Source organism: Streptococcus ratti FA-1 = DSM 20564, from assembly GCF_000286075.1.
Lineage (GTDB): Bacteria > Bacillota > Bacilli > Lactobacillales > Streptococcaceae > Streptococcus > Streptococcus ratti.
Genome location: NZ_AJTZ01000002.1, coordinates 11,989 through 30,563 on the forward strand (window position 1 = coordinate 11,989; position 18,575 = coordinate 30,563).

Here is an 18,575-nt window from a genome sequence, read left to right on the forward strand (position 1 = left end):
GGAAGAAATTTTTAATGAAATAGGTACTAATATGTTACAAAAAATTCAGTTTATAAACTATAAATGTTTCGAAGATTCTACGGTTGAATTTAAAGATGTTACAATTGCTGTAGGAAAAAATAATGCAGGGAAATCTACAATGATTGAAGGTTTGCGCTTGATAGCACTTGCGATTAGATACGGTTCAAGGCATAATTATGTAGATTTGCCGCTCTTTTTCCATCAGCGAAATAAAAAATCCAAAAAATTAAAATTGGATACATTAAAAATTGATTTACGAACAGTCTCCCATTTTTATAGAGAAGATTATATTTCACGAATTATCGCATATTTTGATAATGATTTGCGGATTGAAATTTATATTTCAGAGAATGAAGCGTATGCTTGTTACTATGAAAAGTCAGGTAAAAATATAAAATCTAAAGAAAAATTTTTATCAAGTGATTTTCCTAAAGTTGAAATATTACCACAAATAGGTTTAATAAAAGAGGAAGAGAAAGGCTTAGCGGATAGTACTATAGTAAATGGTAGAGATACTTATTTATCTAGTCGTCATTTTAGGAATGAAATACTATTTGAAAAAAAATTAAACAAGAATATTTATGATGAATTTTGTCAATTAGCCGAGAAAACATGGAACGGTTTAAAAATAAATGAATTAATCGAACCCTCCATCGGATTTAATGATGATACAATACCTCCGATTCAATTGATGGTAGAAGCAGATAGATTTACTTCTGAGATTGGTTTTATGGGGAGTGGATTACAAATGTGGCTTCAAATTATTTGGTTTATTTGTAAATCATTAGGATCTGATACGATAATATTGGATGAACCAGATGTATATATGCATCCTGATTTGCAGAGGAGCTTGGTAAAAATTGTAAAACAACGTTTTAAACAAGTTATTATTGCTTCTCATTCGGTAGAAATTCTTTCAGAGGTCAATCCAGAAAATGTTGTGATGATTGATAAGACGAGAAAATGGATGAAATTTTCTTCCGATGTCATTTCAGTTCAAAATGCATTGGAAGATTTGGGAAGTTCTCAAAATATAACCTTATTGAGAATTGCAAATGCTAAAAAGTGTATTTTTGTTGAGAATTCTAATGATTTGAAGCTTTTAAATAAAATCTATGAAAAATTTTATCCTGATAATAATGATTCATTACTTACACTTCCATTCGTAGAATTAAAAGGAGCAAGTAATCTTCCGCAAGCATTTGGACTTTCTAAATTATTTAAAAATGAAACAAATGGAGATATAAAAGCAATCTGTATTTTGGATAGAGATTATTTTCCACAAGAATATTTAGATAAGAAGTTAATTGACGCGACCAATGCCAGTTTAGATTTAAGGTTTTGGAAAAAGAAAGAGATTGAAAACTATTTTCTTATTCCAAATGTCTTATTTTCTATCTCAGGTATGAAAGATAAGAATGAATTCTTATCAACTCTTAATAAAAAAATTGATGAAAACTTTAGGGATGAAATTGCTGATTCATTGGCTAGTAAACTTCAGAGTATTAATCCAAAGTGGGATATATCTAAGGCTAATATGGAGGCTAGAAAAATCCGTGATGGATCGTGGAAATCATTAGATAATAAATTATCTATCGTTGGTGGTAAAGCTGTTTTAAAAATGTTAAGGTGTTGGTATCAAAAAGATTTTCAAAAATCTTGTTCGATTGACGATATAATTAGAAATTCAAAAGTAGAAGATTTTGATAGCGAAATTATTGAAGTTGTTGAATGGCTCAGAAATTAACTTTGAATAAGAGCAGTTCAGCTTATTTTTAACTTATCTTAGTAGTTGTTGCATCTATGATATATATCAAAGGTCTATGACTATTGTAAACCTCCTAACCAAGTCTAGTCGTAAGGCTGGACTTAGTTTTTTGGTATAATAAAAGGAAATCTTTGTGGGGTAAAACTTTGAGTAATACAATCTTAAAGCAACTGGAAGTTAAAGCGAATCGTATAAAAGAAGAAATATTAAAACATAATTTTTTTAAAATTAATAGGGAAGAAGCGATAATGTTTCTAATTTCTAGACTTGAAACATCGGTTAGAATTTCTGGTGGAAAATTATTTTCAAACTTTCAAAAGGATGATTTCTTCAGAGAAAATGAAAAATTGGTGAATATTATCCAAACTTCATTACCGTTTATATTTCGTAATTTAAAGGAAGAGTCGCAGGTAAATAATGTAAAGATAGAAGTTAATGAGCTGGTTTTATTAATTCAACAGATATATGATTATTTAGAGTTTAAAAAATATATTCAACTTTTTAAAAATAAAGTTGTAAATGTTGTTGTTAATAATCAAAAGATTCGTTTTGAGTATAAGAGTGATGTATGTAGAATAAATGAAATTTATAATGGTTATTGGCATATGAAGGAACAGCAGAATGCAATAGAAGGTGTTAGAAATCTTCAAGATATAACAGATAATATGTTTGATTTAACAGTTGATATTAATCTTGGTAATTTTACTTTAGAGAAATATAAAATATTCTGTAAAGGTATAGATATTCTTATGCAAGATGAGTATGCAAAAACTGTTATGATTGCTGGTGAGATTGGATATCTAAAATTTAAGAAAAAAGAATGGATTGCAAAGTTATCTCACTTGGTTCCTGAATTAGGTCAAGAAACAATAGGATATATTATTGATTTTTTGACATATGATTTTGAAGATATAAATAGTGATCCAATCCTATCGTATTTTATCCCAATAAAAGGTAATTTGATTTTGTCATTAAGCCTATTTAGCTCACAAAGATTGGATAAGAATATACTACGATTATTAAATCAAAAGAATCCTTCGCTTTATCAGAATGAACAAAAGAAATTAGAATTCCACCAAATTAATGAGCTGGAATCTCAGAAATTGAATATATACGATTTTGATACGGATAAAAATGGTAGTCCAGGTGAAGATTTAATAGTATATGATAAAGTGGCAAATGCAGTCCATGTTATTGAATTAAAGTATAAATTACCAGTGGATACAGTAAATGAGATTAGAAATCTATCGAATCTGTTAACAAAGGCTAATAAGCAAAATATAGTTGCTAGTGAATCTTTGACAGTTGATAATGTTTTTGAAAAGTATTTTGATAATAAATACAAGGGTTACAAACCAAATAAAATAATCTTTTTTTCTTTAACTAACTATTCAATAGATTATTTTTCAGATAACTCTATTATGTTAATTCAGCACTATGCTCAACTATTAAAAAAAGATAAGTGTTCAAAACGATTAGAAATGATTTTCAACGATAAATTTAGAGGTTTAAATTTGCAACCCAAAATCAAATTTAAAAAAATTAATTTATTTGGAAATAAAATTAAGATTCCATTCAATTATTCAGAATTTCCTCTCGGACAAGAGTTAAAATACTAGTACCGAGAATAGCAAGGTATTTGAATAGTGTTTTTAACATTTTCTCTGAACAAATAAAATTAAACTCTCCTCTCTAACATGTCTTCTATCTCAGGATGTAGTAAAATATAACTATAAGGTAAAAATTTTAAAAGGAATAATCTCATGGTTGTACCAACTTCAGTTCGTTTGTCGGATGAGTTAAATGAAAAGCTGACTTTGTGGACGAGTTCTTACAACATCAGCAAGTCCAAATTTATTGCGCAGGTTTTGGCAGAAAAATTGGAAGATCTTTATGATATTCAAGAAGCTGATTTGGCGATGCAGGAGTGGCTAGATGGCGATCAGGAAACTTATTCTCACGATGAGATGATGAAGCGCTATGGCTAAATATCAAGTTCGCTATGCTTCAACTTTTTTAAGGCTATGGATAAGTTGGATAGAGGAACGCAGAAGGTGATTGCCAAGTAGATTGATAAATATTTGGTAAATGTTGACTTTCCCAAAGCGCCAGGGAAATACCTAACAGGAAATCTTTCAGGTTATGTCCGTTTTTGTGTAGGTTCCTATCGCATTATTGCTCAGGTTGATGATGAAAATTTTATCATTATGAATGTTCCTGTGGCTATGCACTCAGCTGTTTATAAATTTAAAGAGAAAGACTGAAGTTAAGCTTTCTTTAAGAAATCTTTCAGTTCGTTTTAAGCTAGGATAGATACACTATACCTATCCTAGCAATAGGAACCCCAAAACTTTTCTTTTTCATAATCTCCTAAACAAGTCCAGCCATATGGTTGAGCTTGTTTTTTGGTATAATTAGGATTCATCCAATGTCGATGAGAAAATAATGGGAAACAGACGTTTAAGTTTACTGTATAATTTGCAGAATTTATACAATTCCCGCGATGTAGGAAGTGTGGATGATCAGCTTTCCGACTATTTAATTTATAATTATCAAGAGCTACGGAAAGACACTTTTGTCAACATTTAGATTACGATAATTTAAAGAATTTCCACTGCTGCAAGCCAAAAATCAACAAGAATTTCTGACTAATTTAGCTATGTCTGTAGTATAATAGAGGTAGTTAAAGTCGTCTGAAATTAAAATAAAAATAAACGACTGAAGAGTTTGATTTCTTCTATTATTTCAATTTCTTATCTATCTAATTTTTAAGGAGTTATTCAAAGGAAGGTAAGAGTATACTATTTTTATAAAGAACAGGGAGTTTTTAATGAAAAAGAAATTAGTAAAACTTGTTTTGAGTCTGCTGACTGTTTTTCTTTTGTCAGCTTGTCGTAGTAATAACACAGATCCGCAAGAGGCTTTTAGTCAAACGGAGGCAGAGCAGACTGAAAAAGAGACAAAAGAGCAAACCACTTCAAGCAGTTCCTCTAAGGAGGTTACTGAAGCGGAAGTGTCTGATGAGGAGCTCTATGCTTCCACTTTGGAAAAAGTGGCTGCTGATACTACAGAGGGTCATGCGACACTGTATAGCTTTTACGATATAGATAAAAATGGTAGCAGGGAGCTGTTGACAGGCCATATGGACAGTAATGGCAAGCCTGCTCTGCTGGCGATTTATTATCTTAAGAATGGTGTTTCCACCTATTTGTCGCGTTCTTATGTTGCTTCTGCTGGAGGTGATCGCGAAAGTACTGATATTTATGATGACGGTACAGTATATTTTGCTCAATGGTCGTCTGGTACGGGAGCTGGTACAGCTTATCTTTATCAACTGAAAGCAGATAATTCAGGCTATGATATCCTTAAAGAACAAGACTTTGACATGTCTGCGGGTGATGAAATCCCAACCTTTAAAGATGGCCGATCAGCAGTTGATATTTCACGACTCGATTGGAAGTCCTTCCAAGAAAAAACAAATGATACTAGTCAAAAAGATTTAAATATTGATGAAATTAATAGCGGTAATTTTCAATCCTTGGCTGGTATTTGGAAAAACGGCAAAGGCGAGACATTAGAAATTACTTCTGATGGTAAAGTAAACGGCACAATGACTTTACAAGGGGTTAAAGACTCTGGAAATAAGAGTGAGGTCCCATATGCCAGCTTAAGATCAGGAAATACAGGTGCAGCCTTGGCTTTATTTAAGATTGGCTTTAAGAATCCTCGAGGAGATCAATCAGATACAAGCAAACCTCGTATTTTAGTGACACAAAATGCTGGGAACTACCCGGCAGAAGAGTATTACTATCGCCAATAGAAAGTCCTAAAAAGGACTGCAATAATAGCTTATGCTGTCTGACATTTATCTTTTCAAAATAAGCAAGAGTATCTAACAAGCTGTCACGTTAAGCTATTTCACCATAAAAAATGAAGGTTTGAGACTTTTTGTTTCAGACCTTTGTTTGAACGCTTTTCATTATAGGTCATATGGTTTTTTTGTATACATTCAAAAAGCTCTATAATCTCTGCGGTGATTTTACCCATTACAGAAATTATAGAGCCAGTTTTTTGTGTGAGTACTGGGTCTGATCTCTGTTTGCGCTCATTTGAGGCAACGCTCAAAATTTGCATTGTGCAGTAATGCCTGTCTGTATTGGTTATTTTTGTTAGTAGGGCTGAGTATGTAGGGTGCAAGGATTCAAGAGGAAGGTTTATCTTCTCAATTTTATCTGCTCTGCTATTTAATCGGGTGGTTTGCTTTGCTTTTTGGTATAATAAAAGCATTGAAATGAGGAAACTATGGCACAAATAACGAAAAAAGCTTTGGAAGCGTCTCTGAAGAACCTGTTGCTGCAAAAGCCTTTACCCAAGATCACCATTCAGGATATTACCGACGACTGTGGGATTAGTCGGATGACTTTTTATTATCACTTCAAGGATATTTATGATTTGGTGGAGTGGTCTTGTGAGGAAGATGCGCAAAAGGCTCTTGGTGAAAATCGGCATTATGATAGCTGGGAGGAAGGGCTGCTGGATATTTTTAAAGCAGTCAGGGAAAATAAGCCTTTTATCCTCAATGTTTATCACTCGGTGAGTCGGGAGCAGATTGAAACCTATCTCTATCAGTTGACCTATCAGCTCATGATTGATGTGGTTGAGGAAAAGGCAGTTGGTTTACGCGTCAGCACTGAAGATAAGGACTTTATAGCAGACTTTTACAAGTATGCCCTAGTCGGGCTCATGTTGGATTGGATTAAAAAGGACATGAGAGAAGACCCTCAAGACTTGGTCAATCGTCTGGCCATCTTAGTGCATGGTAATATTGTGGCTGCTCTGCAACATTATGATACTAAAGGGAGATAGCTCTGCTTTTTATCAAATATGCTTAAATGATAAAAAAATTATCATTTAAGCTTTTTTGTTTATTGTTCTTAGGCAGGGAGGCTTTTACAATAGAGATAAGTAAAAAAGATGAGAGGTATCAAGATGTATTATTCTAGTGGTAATTATGAAGCTTTTGCTCGTCCTCAAAAGCCAGCTGGTGTTGATCACAAATCGGCCTATATTATTGGCTCTGGCCTAGCTGCTCTTTCAGCTGCTTGCTTCCTTGTCCGTGATGGGCAAATGCCTGGTAAGCAAGTCCATATCTTAGAAAAGGATCCGATTCCTGGCGGTGCCTGTGATGGTTATCAATACAGTGATATTGGTTATGTCATGCGGGGCGGCCGTGAGATGGACAATCATTTTGAATGCATGTGGGATCTTTTCCGCTCTATTCCTTCCATTGAAACGGATGGTGTCAGTGTCTTGGATGAATATTATTGGCTCAATAAAGCAGACCCTAACTACTCTCTCTGCCGTGCTACTGAAAAACAAGGTCAAGATGCTCATACAGATAAGAAGTTTGGCTTGTCTGACAAGGCAGCTATGGAAATTATGAAACTTTTCTTTACACCCGATGAAGATCTTTACAACAAACGGATCAATGAAGTCTTTGATGATGAAGTTTTTGATTCCAATTTCTGGCTTTATTGGCGAACCATGTTTGCTTTTGAAAATTGGCATTCTGCTCTGGAGATGAAACTTTATATCAAACGCTTTATCCACCATATCAGTGGTTTGCCTGATTTCACAGCTCTGCGCTTTACCCGCTACAATCAATACGAATCTATGATCTTGCCGATGGTCAAGTATCTGGAATCTTTTGGCGTTGTTTTCCATTACAATACCAAGGTGGTTAATGTCCTCTTTGACTGTCAAAAAGACAAGAAAGCCGCTAAAAAGATTGAAGTTATTCGTGATGGGCAAGAAGACAGCATTGGCCTGACTGAAAATGATTTGGTTTTCATCACCAATGGCGGCTGTGTTGAAAATTCAAGTTACGGCAGCCAAGATAAGCCGGCCAGCTTTAATAAGGAGATTCGTTCAGGCGGCGGCTGGGACATGTGGCGGAAGATTGCAGCTCAAGATGCTAGCTTTGGTCATCCAGACAAATTCTGCTATGATCCCGAGCAATCTAACTGGATGAGTGCCACAGTAACGACGATTGATGATAAGATACCAGCTTATATTCAAAAAATTTGCAAGCGAGATCCATTTTCAGGTAAGGTTGTTACAGGTGGAATTGTTACCGTTAAGGATTCAAGTTGGCTGATGAGCTGGACGGTTAACCGCCAACCACAGTTCAGAAATCAAGCTAAAAATGAATTAGTGGTCTGGGTTTATGGGCTATTTTCTGATAAGGAAGGCGACTATATCAAAAAACCAATGCGCGATTGCACTGGTCAGGAAATTTGTGCCGAGTGGCTTTATCATATGGGCGTACCAGTAGCAGACATTGACAATTTATCGCGTCACAGTGCCAAAACTGTTCCTTGTATGATGCCTTACATAACAGCATTCTTTATGCCACGTGAAAAGGGAGATCGCCCAAATGTCGTACCTGATGGCGCTCTTAACTTTGCCTTTTTAGGCCAATTTGCCGAAACACAGCGTGATACCATTTTTACTACAGAATACTCTATTCGGACAGGTATGGAAGCTGTTTACACCTTATTAGACATTGACCGTGGTGTCCCAGAAGTTTGGGGCAGCACCTATGATGTGCGCGACTTGCTTCATGCGACAGTTGCACTGCGTGATGGCAAGGCTATCACTGATATGAAGCTGAACTTTGTCGAAAAATTTATCCTGAAACAAGCCCTTCGTAAGACAGAAGGTACCGATATTGAAAAACTCTTGAAACGTTACCATGTCGTTTAAAAGGTAAGTACTTTAATCTAGTTGCTATACAAAAGCACCTACCTAAATTGAGAATAAAGTTTGAAAAAAGAAAGCCCTAAAAAATTAATCACTGTACTATCTGTAATAGCGAGTAATCAAAGATCTGAGGATAAAAAGTCTTGCCTCCTCTGCATATGTCTATTTGATACGATGAAACAACGGGCTGTTCGGTTGGTCAGCACAAAAAAATGTCACATGTGACATTTTTTTGTGTGTTTTTATTTTCTTGCACTATATTTTACGTTTATCAAATCAAAAAGCCAACATCTAAACGCAGGTTTTTGGCATATAAAGGTTATAAATTGTAAGTACCACGATGGCATATTGTATTATAAATTGTGAAATCTAACATGCAATCTTTCTGTCTTTATCAGTTGTTTTACAGATAAAAACTTAAAAATGCTTTTAAATACTTAAAAAATTTGCTATAATTAGTTGAAGGAGAAAGGAAAGCTATGTATCAGGAACAGAGATTGCAAAAAATTTTGGAAATGCTTGACAAACAAGGGCAGCTGTCTTCAAAGGAAGCCATGAAATTATTGGCTGTCTCACGCGATACGGTTCGCCGTGATTTCGCTCTTTTGACAGAGAGGAAACAGGTTTCGCGGACGCACGGCGGTATTTTACCTTTGCAGAAGTCCCAAACCATTTTGTCTTTTGAAGAACGCCTTAATAATTTGATGAAAGAAAAAAATGACATTGCGCAAAAGGCTTATCAATTGATTGCCGAGGGACAGTTATATTTCTTTGATGTTTCAACATCTGTTCTCAAGCTGGCTCAGCTTATTGATAAGGACATTACGGTTTATTCGCATTCTTTAGATAATGCTTTGGTCTTGGCTCAGCATGAAAGCGTTGATTTTCATCTTTTGGGGGGCAGATTCCATCGTAAAAATCGTTTTTATTATGCCTTAAATGAAGTGGATTTGCTGAAAGATATTCATTTTGATGTGGCTATTATTGGGGCTGCTGGTCTTAAGGATGGACAAGTTTCTTTTGAGGATGAAGCCGATACTTATTTAAAGAAGTTGGTGCTGGCTAATGCCAAGGTTAAGGTGCTGTTGGCAGAAGAGGATAAATTTAAAAAGCAATCCAATTACGTTTTAGCCAATATTGATGACTTTGATTACTTTATTACGGATAAAAAGCCAGGTAAAAAGATAGGTGCTGTTTTGTCTGATAAAGTTGACATTATTTTTTAAAGAGGTTTTGTGATGGTAGAGGCAATTAAACTGATTTTAAGTGATATTGATGGGACTATTTTAGACGACAAGCACCAGCTTGATTCTGATTTGAGTGGAACTGTGGCTGCTTTAAAGGTAAGGAACATTCCTTTTGTCCTGGCTTCAGCTAGGTCTCCTCATGGCATGTTTCCTATTGCTGAAGAACTTGACTTGGGAGACAGTCCTATTGCTTGTTACAATGGTGCTTTGATTGTTGAAGGGAAGAAAGATGATTATCGAATCCTCATTGAACACATCCTCAGTAAAACTGATGTTAAAAAAATAGTGGCTTTAATTAGAAAGCAGTTTCCGCATATTTCTATCAATCTTTATTCTGGCAGTAACTGGATTGTAGAGCAGATGGATCAATGGGTGCAGATTGAGGCTGCTATTACCAAAGAGAGTCCTGCTATTCGAAATTTAGATGCTCTGCTAAGAGATGATTCTATTCCCATTCATAAACTTCTTTTAATTGCTGAAGCTCATGATATTCAAGAGTTCTTTACTTACCTTAAACATGTAGATTTTGAAGATGCCTCTTTCTACCTTTCAAAAGACAACTACTTGGAGATTACTTCTCAGTCGGTGTCAAAAGAAAATGCTCTGCTTGAAATTGCAAAATATTACGGTATTTCCTTATCTCATACGATGGCTATTGGTGATAACTATAATGATATTCCCATGCTAAAGCTGGCAGGTTTGGGGGTTGCCATGGCAAATGCACCGCAGGCTGTTAAGGATGAAGCAGATATTGAAACGGCTTCTAATAATGATAATGGTGCTTCCAACATTATTGAAGATTATGTTTTAATTTAAATTAGATATCAAGCGGTGTTGGCTGCTTGATTTTTTGCTATAATAGGGCTAATAAGAAAGGAGTCTCCATGTCTCTTGAATCTGATTTTTTTAAGAAGAAACGAGTGAAATTTGAAACACTTCTTCCTTATGGTTTTTCAAAGGAAGGCGAAGAATATGTCTACAAAGAAAGCTTCATGAACGGTGATTTTGAGGCATACATTGAAATTTCTAAATCTGGGAAGGTATCCGGCCGTGTGATTGATACTGATATTGGTGATGATTATCTGGCCTTGCGGGCAGAGCATCAAACAGGCAGCTTTGTCGGTCAGGTCAGACAGGCTTATGCAGAAATTTTAAGTCGGATTGCAGGTGGCTGTTTTGAAACTCTGCCCTTTATCAAAAATCAAACCAATCGTTTGGCTCAATATATTTCGGACCAATACGGTGATCTTTATGACCACCCCTTTGCCAAGTATCCGGCTTTTTCTTCCTATCGGCATCCAGCTAATCACAAATGGTATGCGCTGATTATGACCATTGCACGCGCTAAGTTAGATTTGGGAAAGGAAGACTGGGAAAAAGAAGCGTTGGAACAGGAAGTAGAGGTTATTAATCTCAAGGTGAATCCTGCTGATCTATCTCAATTACTGTCTATTCCTGGAATCTATCCTTCCTACCATATGAATAAGAAATCTTGGATTTCTCTTGTTTTAGATGAGAAGGTTTCTGATGACATCCTTTTTTCTTTGCTGGACAATAGCAGAGCTTTGGTCAGCGGCAACAGTCTGGGAAATCCGGCTGGTCCTGATTTTTGGATTATTCCAGCTAATCTTAAATATTATGATATTGATGCCGAATTTGCTGCGCATAAAATCAATATATGGCCACAAAAAGCAAGTATTCAGACAGGGGATTACCTTTTCGTTTACATTACGGCGCCGACGCGGGCTCTTCGCTATGCCTGCAGGGTACTTGAGTCCGGGCTTCAGCAGCCTCATGCGAAGCGAAAACAAATGAAACTGGAGTTGCTTAAAAAATATGATGACAGCGACTTTCCTATTGACCGGCTTAAAGCGCACGGCGTTACCAATATCCGCGGACCGCGGCGGATGACTGCCAGTTTGATAGAGGACATCAAACCAAGTTTAAAAGACAGCTAATCCTGACAGCTGCTTACTTAGCAGCTGTCAGAAGGGCTGTTTATATATCAATAGTAAAGCCCAGCCTCCTATATTTGGAGGCCGGGCTTTTTAGTTGCAGGAGTTTTATTTTCTTAGATTCACTGATTTTTGGGACAGTAGCTTAGTTTTTTGCCGCAAGAAATGGCAAAAATATCTACTACCAATTAGCTGTTTTTCACTTTATACTAATAAGTAAGAAGGGAGTAAAAAATTGATGAAAGAACGTTCTGTCAGTATTTTAAACCGTATTTTAGTATCAACACTTCCCGTTCGCACAGATAGTCTGCAAAAAGAATTTAAGGTTAGTTCCAGAACCATTAGAAATGATATTTTAACCATTAATGATTTCTTAGCATCAATTCATCTACCGATTATTCAGAGCATCCGTTCGCAAGGGTTCTTTTTAAACCTGAGCGACGAAGAAGGAAAAGTTCTGCAAAGTGAGCTGTCAAATGAAGATAAGACAGATTATCTGGACAGAAAGGAGCGGATTTTAGATTTAATTTTGGATTTGGCCTTAGGAAAAGGTAAAGTTTTCCTGCATAGCAAAGAGACATTTTATGGGGTCTCTAAGTCGACCATTGATGAGGATATGCGGCAAATCAGGCAGGAGTTGGCCTTTTATCCTCTTGATATTATTAGCCATCCTAAAAGAGGTCTGCTGCTAGCAGGCAGCGAAGCTGCAATTCGTATCATGCTGTACAGCCTTCTCAGTCCGGAAATCACTAAAATCGGAAGGGCAGTCAGCTCTCATAAAAGCCGAATTATCAGCTACTACATTCCCAGTGAAACCATTTTAAAAATTAATGAGATTTTTGACCGCACCATTTTAACGGTTGAGGATGATATTCATAGAACACATTTTATCCTTTTTACCTGTATCTGGCTCTTAAGAGTCAAGCGCGGAGTCGAGGTCAGTCAGGAAGATCTCTCCAAAGATGCTGCGGCTAAAACAGCTGATGTTGACCATTATTTAAAAGCGGTCTGTCAGGAGTTTGCAATAGTCCCGTCAGCTTTAGAGAAGCAGTATATTCATTCGATTTTGCAGTCCTTTAATATCAAAAAGAATGACAGCCCGATTAACTGGATCCAGCTGCAGATACTAACGATTCAGCTCATTAATTTTGTTGAAGAGGAGACTAAGATTCCTTTTAACAGGAAAGACGGCGTATTACAGCAGGGGCTGTATCACCATATAGTCAGTATGGTTGCCAGAGTCAAAAATAATATTCAGCTGACCAATCCACTGACAGAAAGGATTAAGCAAAGTTACGGTAGTATTTATCAAGCCGTAGGTACATTTGCCCGTCAGCTGGAGAAAATGCTGGGTTGCAAAATTATTGATGATGAAATTGCTTTTTTAACGATTTATTTTTCAACTACTCTAAGCGAGATTAATCAGGACAATAAATATTGGTACCGAGCAGTTGTGGTCTGTAATCACGGCACAGCTACCGCCAAGCTTCTGGCTGAAAATCTCAAGGAATTTTTCAATATCGAAGTATTTGCTATTCTTAATTCCAGAGAGATAGATATTATTGATAAGCTGGATGTTGATTTAGTGTTTTCGACGGTAAACATTGCTTATCATAATAAGCCGGTCTTGGTTCTTGATTCTATTATTCAGGAGGATACCAAGCTGCGCATCAATCATTTTTTACAAACCAATCAAAAGGCTAGAAGAGTGACTCAGAAAAAAGAAGACTATACTAAAGTTTTTCTGGAGATTCTGCAGCTCATGGAGAAAAGCAGCAAGGTTGAAATTGATAAGGAGCTGTACGCAGCAATTGAAGGTATTTTTGCAAGAAATGGTCTGAGAATTAATAAGAGGGAGGTCCAACCAATGATTGAGGATATTTTAAAGGATGAACATATCCTAATTACTGATAAAAAATACAATTGGCGCGATGCTATCAAGTTTGTTTCTGCCCCCTTGTATAAGGATGGCATTGTCAATAAACACTACAGTGAAGCTATGATTGAAAGTGTGGAGAAATATGGTCCTTACATCATTATCGGTCCGCACTTGGCACTGGCTCACGCCAGACCGGAAGACGGAGCCAAACAGCTTGGGTTGAGTCTAGCCGTTTTTGAAGAACCTGTTGCATTTGGCGAAGAATCTAATGAGCAGGTTCAGGTCATCTTTTGCCTGTCAGCAGTGGACGCTTTTTCGCATTTAAATATTATGAAAAGCCTCGTTAATCTTATCAGAGCGACCAATAAGGTTGAACAGCTCTGTCAGGCAAGAGATGTTCAGTCTGTTAAAACTATTTTATTCCATTCAAAGGAGGAGTCGTGATGGGAAAACCAATCAATATTTTATTTGTCTGCGGTGCTGGCTTAGGCAGCAGTTTTGCAGCACAGATGGCAGCTGAGGATGTCCTGACTAAGTATCACATTGATGCAAAACTAGATCATGTGGATATTTCGACCGCTGCTTCGGTTCAGCCGGAGGTCATTATTACAGCTCAAAATTTCCAGAAACAGTTTGCTAATTTTGATATTGACACGTCTAAAACAGCAATCATTTATTTAAAAAATATTGTTTCCAGTCAGGAAATTGAGGAAAAACTCATTCCAGTTTTAAGAGAACGCAAGCTAATTTAAAGAAGGAGGATGACAATGAGTGTTATCAATTTTATTATTAACAATATTCTGACACAGGCCGCTGTCACCATTGCTCTCATTGCGATGCTGGGCTTGATTTTGCAGAAAAAATCAGCCGGTCAGGTAATCTCCGGAACCCTTAAAACCTTACTTGGTTTTCAGGTATTAAGTGCAGGTTCCAGTGTTATTGTAACGAGTTTAACTTATTTTGGAAAAATCTTTAAGACTGGCTTTCATACCCAGGGTATTGTTCCTTCGATTGAGGCAATCAATGGCCAGGCCATGAATGATTTGGGTCTTGGCAGTGATATTGCTCTGACCTTTTTAGCCATCTTTATTTTTAATATCATTTTTGCCCGCATTACTAAATGGAAATACATCTTTCTGACAGGTCAAGCTATTTTGTGGATGGCCACCATGACCACTGTTTTTGGTTATTTTGCAGGACTCAGAGGATTCCTGCTTATCCTTGTTGGCGGTATTGTCGGCGGGGCTTTTGCGGTGGCGATGCCGGCCATTGCCCAGCCCATTATTCGCAAGGTGACAGGTTCAAATGATATTGCTCTGGGACATTTTTGCACCATTGGTTATCTCTTTGAGGCAGGTGTTGCTAAAATATTTGGTGAAAAAGGCGATAAGAAAAAATCCATTGAAGACATTGAACTCCCTAAAGCTTTTGACTTCCTGCAAGATACTTACCTGTCGGTAATGGTTGTCATGGTCCCCTTGTTTATCATTACTGCCATCTTTGCAGGACCTAAGGCAGTGGATACGGGGACACAAAACTATATCATGTTTGCCTTTATGCAGGCTATCCAATTTGTTGTCGGTGTCTACATCCTTTTAGCCGGTGTACGCTTGCTCTTGGCTGAAATTGTTCCTGCCTTTCGCGGTATTGCCATGAAGCTGGTTCCGGATGCTATTCCGGCTCTGGATTGTCCCGTGCTCTTTCCTTATTCGCCCAATGCTGTGATTCTTGGTTTTATTACAACGACTATTGGCACTATAATTGCTATGATTATTTTGCCAATGCTAGGCTTAGCCATGATTTTGCCGGGCATGCTGACTAATTTCTTTGCAGGAGGTACTGCCGGTATCTTTGGCAATGCTGTCGGCGGTCGCCGCGGAGCCATTATCGGCGGTATTGCCCACGGCTTCTTTATCACCTTGCTGCCAGCTCTCTTGGTTACAGCTTTCAATCAGTTAGGCTTTGTCAATGCCACGGCAACTGATGTTGATACAGTTGTTGTCGCCCTGCTCTATGCTTGGCTGTTCAGTCCAATATTTAAAGCTATAGGAATCTGATAAAGGAGGTGATTGTGTGTTGCAATGGTTTAAGAAAAAAATAGCCAAAGATAAAAAATTTCTTACTGATCATGAAAAACCTCAGTTGACAGATGTAGAAAAGACGGCTCTCTTAGAGAAAATTAAAGAAGAGGAAGCGCTGATGCTTCAACAGCAGCAATCAGACAAGGAAAAAGCCCTGTCTTATGAAAAAATAGGCCTGTGTTATGCTGAACTGGATGACAGCGATGAGGCTATTGCTAGTTTGGAGAAGAGTTTGGAGACAAAATTATCCATGGGAGACGGCTATAAGAAGCTCATGAGTCTCTATAATGTTAAGCGGGCTCAAGCTGCCCGCAGTAAGGACAATGATGCTATTGATTACTATATGGCCAAGATGGATGAGATGCGAAATATCGCTAAAAAATTAACACTTTCCAAATAATAGACGAAGGAGGATGGATAATGTATAGCACTTTGAAAGAACTTACAGATAAGGCAGAGAAATTAAACATGACTATTGGCGCCTTTAACATGCACAACTTGGAAATGCTGCCGGATATGATGCGCGCTGCCAAGGAAGTGGGGGCTCCCATCATCATTCAGACCAGTGTTGATACAGCTAAATATATTGGTTACTCGGTTATTGCTGCAGTGGTCAAAGAATTGGCCAATCATTATATGATTGATGCGGCCCTGCATTTGGATCATGCTAGAGATTTGGATGCTATTCAGGATGCTATAGTGGCTGGCTATTCCAGCATCATGTTTGATGGTTCTAACTTATCCTTTAAAGAAAATATTTTAAAAACAAGATTAGTTGCCGACTATGCCCATGCCAGAGGAGTGAGCGTTGAAGGTGAACTGGGAACCATCGGAGGAACCGAAGAAGGTATTTCAGTTTCAGAAGACGACAAAATCTATACACGGCCTGAAGATGCCCTTACTTTTGTTCAAGAGACCAATGTTGATGCTTTAGCGGTAGCTATTGGAACAAATCATGGTCAATTCAAGTCTAAAACGGATGTCAAAATTCCTCTCTTGAAAGAAATTCATCAAGTAGTAGCTGTTCCCTTAGTTATCCATGGCGGAACAGGCGTAAAAGAAGCAGATTATCCTGAATTAATTAATAATGGTATTCGTAAATTTAATGTAGGTACTGACTTGCTGGTCAATTGGACACAGGAAGCTAAGGCAGCTTTTGGAGAAACTGCAGTTAATAAATCGCTGCGCTACAATGTCATTCCAGCCAATCAAAAAATTAAGGAAATTGTCAAACATAAAATGACTCTGTTTATGAATTTGGAGTCTCCTCTGCATGTGGAATAGAGCGATGAAAAAGTATCTTGTTTTATTAGCCGGTCCGCCGGCAACGGGAAAAAGCTATTTGGTGCGTTTGATACGAACAGCTCTGCCTCAAATCTATACTGTATCGCCTGATGAATTCAAAGAAGACATGGCTGAAAGTGTCGGCTTTGATAATTTGCAGGAAAAGGCAGCTTTAGAAAAATGGGTCTGGTCTTATTATTATCAGGCTTTGGAGCTTTACATGAGTGTCGGAAAACAGTTTATTGTGACAGAATATCCCTTTTCCTTTAAACAAAAAAAGCAGCTGCAGGATTTATCACAAAAGCATGATTATTCAGTTATCACAATCCGTTTGAAAGCAGACTTTGAAGTCCTTTGGCAAAGGCGTATGGCGCGTGACCTAGCCAATGACAGACATTTGAGCTTCATCATGACACATTTTCACCATGGGGATACACTTTCTAATCGCCGCTTAGCAGATGATCTTATTAGTAAAGAAGCCTTTAGACAAATTATTGAGGATCGGAAATATAATGACTTTTCCCTAGGAACTTTATATGAAATTGATGTCACCGATTTTACAAAAGTGGATTACAAGCCCTTGATTGATGAGCTGGTTAGGCTGTCGCATGATTAATTTTAAACTGGAGGTGGAAAAGAAGTAAAGAGAGTAAAATTTAAAAGCTGTTCTGGCTCAAGATGAGGCAACAGGAGTTCTGCAGGTATACCAGCTTAAGACAAGCGGTTTAAAACAGTCTGGAATATTTAAAAAAGTGATGGGAAATTGATTTTTGATTTCTCGTCATTTTTTGTTTATTTCATAATATCCTAAGTTTTCCGGCAAAATAGAATTACAGTCCCTCTTACTAAAAAATCTTACGGTTCTTCCTTGACAAATGATTTCCTTTTTAATATACTACACTATATAATAAGTAGTGTAGCACATTTAAAAGGAGGGATGTCCAATTAAACTGAATGACAGACAGTTAAAAATTATTGACATTGTTAAGGAAAATCAACCAATCACGGGAGAAAAGATAGGAGCTAAACTGAATGTCAGCAGGGCAACACTGCGGGTAGACCTGTCCATTTTGACTATGTTCCATATTCTGGATGCCAGGCCCAAGGTTGGCTATTTCTATTTGGGGAAAGGAGATTTTGATCTACAGCTTAGTGCAGTCAGTGATTTATCAGTCTCTGATGTCATGACCCTTCCCGTTATCGCGAAGCAGAATGATATGGTCTACGATTTAATTGTCAGATTGTTTTTGGAGGATTCTTCCAGCATTTATGTCTTAGATGATGAGGACTGCCTATGCGGACTAGTGTCTCGTAAGGATCTGTTAAAGGTTACCATGGGAGGTGCAGATGTCAGCCATTTACCCATCGCTGCGGTAATGACAAGAATGCCTAACATTTTGACAATCGAAGAAGAAACATTAGTTCCTCAGGCGGCTGCTCTTTTGGTCCGAAATAAAATTGACAGTTTGCCAGTTGTGCGAACCCAAGATGGCAGCAAAGGAAAGCTTAAAGTATTGGGAAAATTTTCAAAAACAATTGTTGCAAACTTATTTGTTGAAATCACACATCCTGAGTAAG

The 18,575-nt window shown here is 37.2% G+C and carries 17 protein-coding genes and 1 pseudogene; 17 read left to right on the forward strand and 1 reads right to left on the reverse strand.

Features of this window, described 5'->3' with window-relative positions; translation table 11 throughout:
- The first annotated feature begins 31 nt into the window (after positions 1–31).
- The 5 genes and pseudogenes from SRA_RS00105 (at position 32) to SRA_RS00125 (ending at position 5,609) form a co-directional block, all read left to right on the forward strand.
- Positions 32–1,768, forward strand: a complete 1,737-nt coding sequence (locus SRA_RS00105; protein WP_003086206.1) for an ATP-dependent nuclease — start codon at positions 32–34, stop codon at positions 1,766–1,768.
- Between the two features lie 167 nt (positions 1,769–1,935).
- A complete protein-coding gene (locus SRA_RS00110; RefSeq protein ID WP_225310765.1) occupies positions 1,936–3,408 on the forward strand; it encodes a hypothetical protein in 1,473 nt (490 codons plus the stop codon).
- A 144-nt stretch (positions 3,409–3,552) separates the two neighbouring features.
- Entirely contained in the window at positions 3,553–3,777 is a 225-nt protein-coding gene (gene relB, locus SRA_RS00115) for a type II toxin-antitoxin system RelB family antitoxin (RefSeq protein WP_003086209.1), read from the forward strand.
- Positions 3,770–4,053 (forward strand): annotated as a pseudogene (locus tag SRA_RS10505) (type II toxin-antitoxin system RelE family toxin). The gene relB and the pseudogene SRA_RS10505 overlap by 8 nt, the downstream one beginning before the upstream one ends.
- A 566-nt stretch (positions 4,054–4,619) precedes the next feature.
- Positions 4,620–5,609 carry a DUF6287 domain-containing protein gene (locus SRA_RS00125; RefSeq protein ID WP_003086215.1) on the forward strand — a complete coding sequence of 330 codons (990 nt, stop codon included), beginning with the start codon at positions 4,620–4,622 and terminating at the stop codon, positions 5,607–5,609.
- A gap of 98 nt (positions 5,610–5,707) precedes the next feature.
- Here the strand turns inward: SRA_RS00125 and SRA_RS10385 are convergent, their stop codons facing one another.
- A complete protein-coding gene (locus SRA_RS10385) occupies positions 5,708–6,076 on the reverse strand; it encodes a hypothetical protein (RefSeq protein WP_174267021.1) in 369 nt (122 codons plus the stop codon).
- Positions 6,077–6,091: 15 nt separating this feature from the next.
- Between SRA_RS10385 and SRA_RS00135 the strand changes: the two genes are divergently transcribed.
- The 12 genes from SRA_RS00135 (at position 6,092) to SRA_RS00190 (ending at position 18,574) form a co-directional block, all read left to right on the forward strand.
- Positions 6,092–6,655, forward strand: a complete 564-nt coding sequence (locus SRA_RS00135) for a TetR/AcrR family transcriptional regulator (RefSeq protein WP_003086220.1) — start codon at positions 6,092–6,094, stop codon at positions 6,653–6,655.
- Positions 6,656–6,778: 123 nt separating this feature from the next.
- Positions 6,779–8,554 (forward strand): oleate hydratase, encoded by a 1,776-nt coding sequence (locus SRA_RS00140; RefSeq protein WP_003086223.1) that lies wholly within the window; start codon positions 6,779–6,781, stop codon positions 8,552–8,554.
- Between the two features lie 476 nt (positions 8,555–9,030).
- On the forward strand, positions 9,031–9,777 hold the full coding sequence (gene sppR, locus SRA_RS00145) for a sugar-phosphate phosphatase transcriptional regulator SppR (RefSeq protein WP_003086225.1): 747 nt from the start codon (positions 9,031–9,033) through the stop codon (positions 9,775–9,777).
- Between the two features lie 12 nt (positions 9,778–9,789).
- The gene (gene sppA, locus SRA_RS00150; protein ID WP_003086227.1) at positions 9,790–10,614 is read left to right on the forward strand and encodes a fructose-phosphate phosphohydrolase SppA; all 825 of its coding nucleotides are present in this window, start codon (positions 9,790–9,792) and stop codon (positions 10,612–10,614) included.
- Positions 10,615–10,682: 68 nt separating this feature from the next.
- A complete protein-coding gene (locus SRA_RS00155) occupies positions 10,683–11,756 on the forward strand; it encodes an MmcQ/YjbR family DNA-binding protein (RefSeq protein WP_003086229.1) in 1,074 nt (357 codons plus the stop codon).
- Positions 11,757–11,991: 235 nt separating this feature from the next.
- Complete coding sequence (locus SRA_RS00160) at positions 11,992–14,076, forward strand: BglG family transcription antiterminator (RefSeq protein WP_003086230.1); 2,085 nt, start codon at positions 11,992–11,994, stop codon at positions 14,074–14,076.
- Positions 14,076–14,384 carry a PTS sugar transporter subunit IIB gene (locus SRA_RS00165; RefSeq protein ID WP_003086232.1) on the forward strand — a complete coding sequence of 103 codons (309 nt, stop codon included), beginning with the start codon at positions 14,076–14,078 and terminating at the stop codon, positions 14,382–14,384. The genes SRA_RS00160 and SRA_RS00165 overlap by 1 nt, the downstream gene beginning before the upstream one ends.
- Positions 14,385–14,399: 15 nt before the next feature.
- Complete coding sequence (locus tag SRA_RS00170) at positions 14,400–15,689, forward strand: PTS sugar transporter subunit IIC (protein WP_003086234.1); 1,290 nt, start codon at positions 14,400–14,402, stop codon at positions 15,687–15,689.
- 16 nt (positions 15,690–15,705) lie between these two features.
- Positions 15,706–16,113 (forward strand): tetratricopeptide repeat protein, encoded by a 408-nt coding sequence (locus SRA_RS00175; protein WP_003086237.1) that lies wholly within the window; start codon positions 15,706–15,708, stop codon positions 16,111–16,113.
- Between the two features lie 20 nt (positions 16,114–16,133).
- Positions 16,134–16,997, forward strand: coding sequence for a class II fructose-bisphosphate aldolase (locus tag SRA_RS00180; RefSeq protein ID WP_003086239.1), 864 nt, complete (start codon positions 16,134–16,136; stop codon positions 16,995–16,997).
- A 4-nt stretch (positions 16,998–17,001) separates the two neighbouring features.
- Positions 17,002–17,613 (forward strand): AAA family ATPase, encoded by a 612-nt coding sequence (locus SRA_RS00185; RefSeq protein ID WP_037611153.1) that lies wholly within the window; start codon positions 17,002–17,004, stop codon positions 17,611–17,613.
- Between the two features lie 334 nt (positions 17,614–17,947).
- A complete protein-coding gene (locus tag SRA_RS00190) occupies positions 17,948–18,574 on the forward strand; it encodes a helix-turn-helix transcriptional regulator (RefSeq protein WP_496109292.1) in 627 nt (208 codons plus the stop codon).
- Position 18,575: the final 1 nt, after the last annotated feature.

Bases quoted from the DNA above. Each gene is read 5' to 3' on its own strand.
- SRA_RS00105 (WP_003086206.1), top strand. From the start codon at position 32: ATGTTACAAAAAATTCAGTTTATAAACTATAAATGTTTCGAAGATTCT.
- relB (WP_003086209.1), top strand. From the start codon at position 3,553: ATGGTTGTACCAACTTCAGTTCGTTTGTCGGATGAGTTAAATGAAAAG.
- SRA_RS00125 (WP_003086215.1), top strand. From the start codon at position 4,620: ATGAAAAAGAAATTAGTAAAACTTGTTTTGAGTCTGCTGACTGTTTTT.
- SRA_RS10385 (WP_174267021.1), bottom strand. From the start codon at position 6,076: ATGCTTTTATTATACCAAAAAGCAAAGCAAACCACCCGATTAAATAGC.
- SRA_RS00135 (WP_003086220.1), top strand. From the start codon at position 6,092: ATGGCACAAATAACGAAAAAAGCTTTGGAAGCGTCTCTGAAGAACCTG.
- SRA_RS00140 (WP_003086223.1), top strand. From the start codon at position 6,779: ATGTATTATTCTAGTGGTAATTATGAAGCTTTTGCTCGTCCTCAAAAG.
- sppR (WP_003086225.1), top strand. From the start codon at position 9,031: ATGTATCAGGAACAGAGATTGCAAAAAATTTTGGAAATGCTTGACAAA.
- sppA (WP_003086227.1), top strand. From the start codon at position 9,790: ATGGTAGAGGCAATTAAACTGATTTTAAGTGATATTGATGGGACTATT.
- SRA_RS00155 (WP_003086229.1), top strand. From the start codon at position 10,683: ATGTCTCTTGAATCTGATTTTTTTAAGAAGAAACGAGTGAAATTTGAA.
- SRA_RS00160 (WP_003086230.1), top strand. From the start codon at position 11,992: ATGAAAGAACGTTCTGTCAGTATTTTAAACCGTATTTTAGTATCAACA.
- SRA_RS00165 (WP_003086232.1), top strand. From the start codon at position 14,076: ATGGGAAAACCAATCAATATTTTATTTGTCTGCGGTGCTGGCTTAGGC.
- SRA_RS00170 (WP_003086234.1), top strand. From the start codon at position 14,400: ATGAGTGTTATCAATTTTATTATTAACAATATTCTGACACAGGCCGCT.
- SRA_RS00180 (WP_003086239.1), top strand. From the start codon at position 16,134: ATGTATAGCACTTTGAAAGAACTTACAGATAAGGCAGAGAAATTAAAC.
- SRA_RS00185 (WP_037611153.1), top strand. From the start codon at position 17,002: ATGAAAAAGTATCTTGTTTTATTAGCCGGTCCGCCGGCAACGGGAAAA.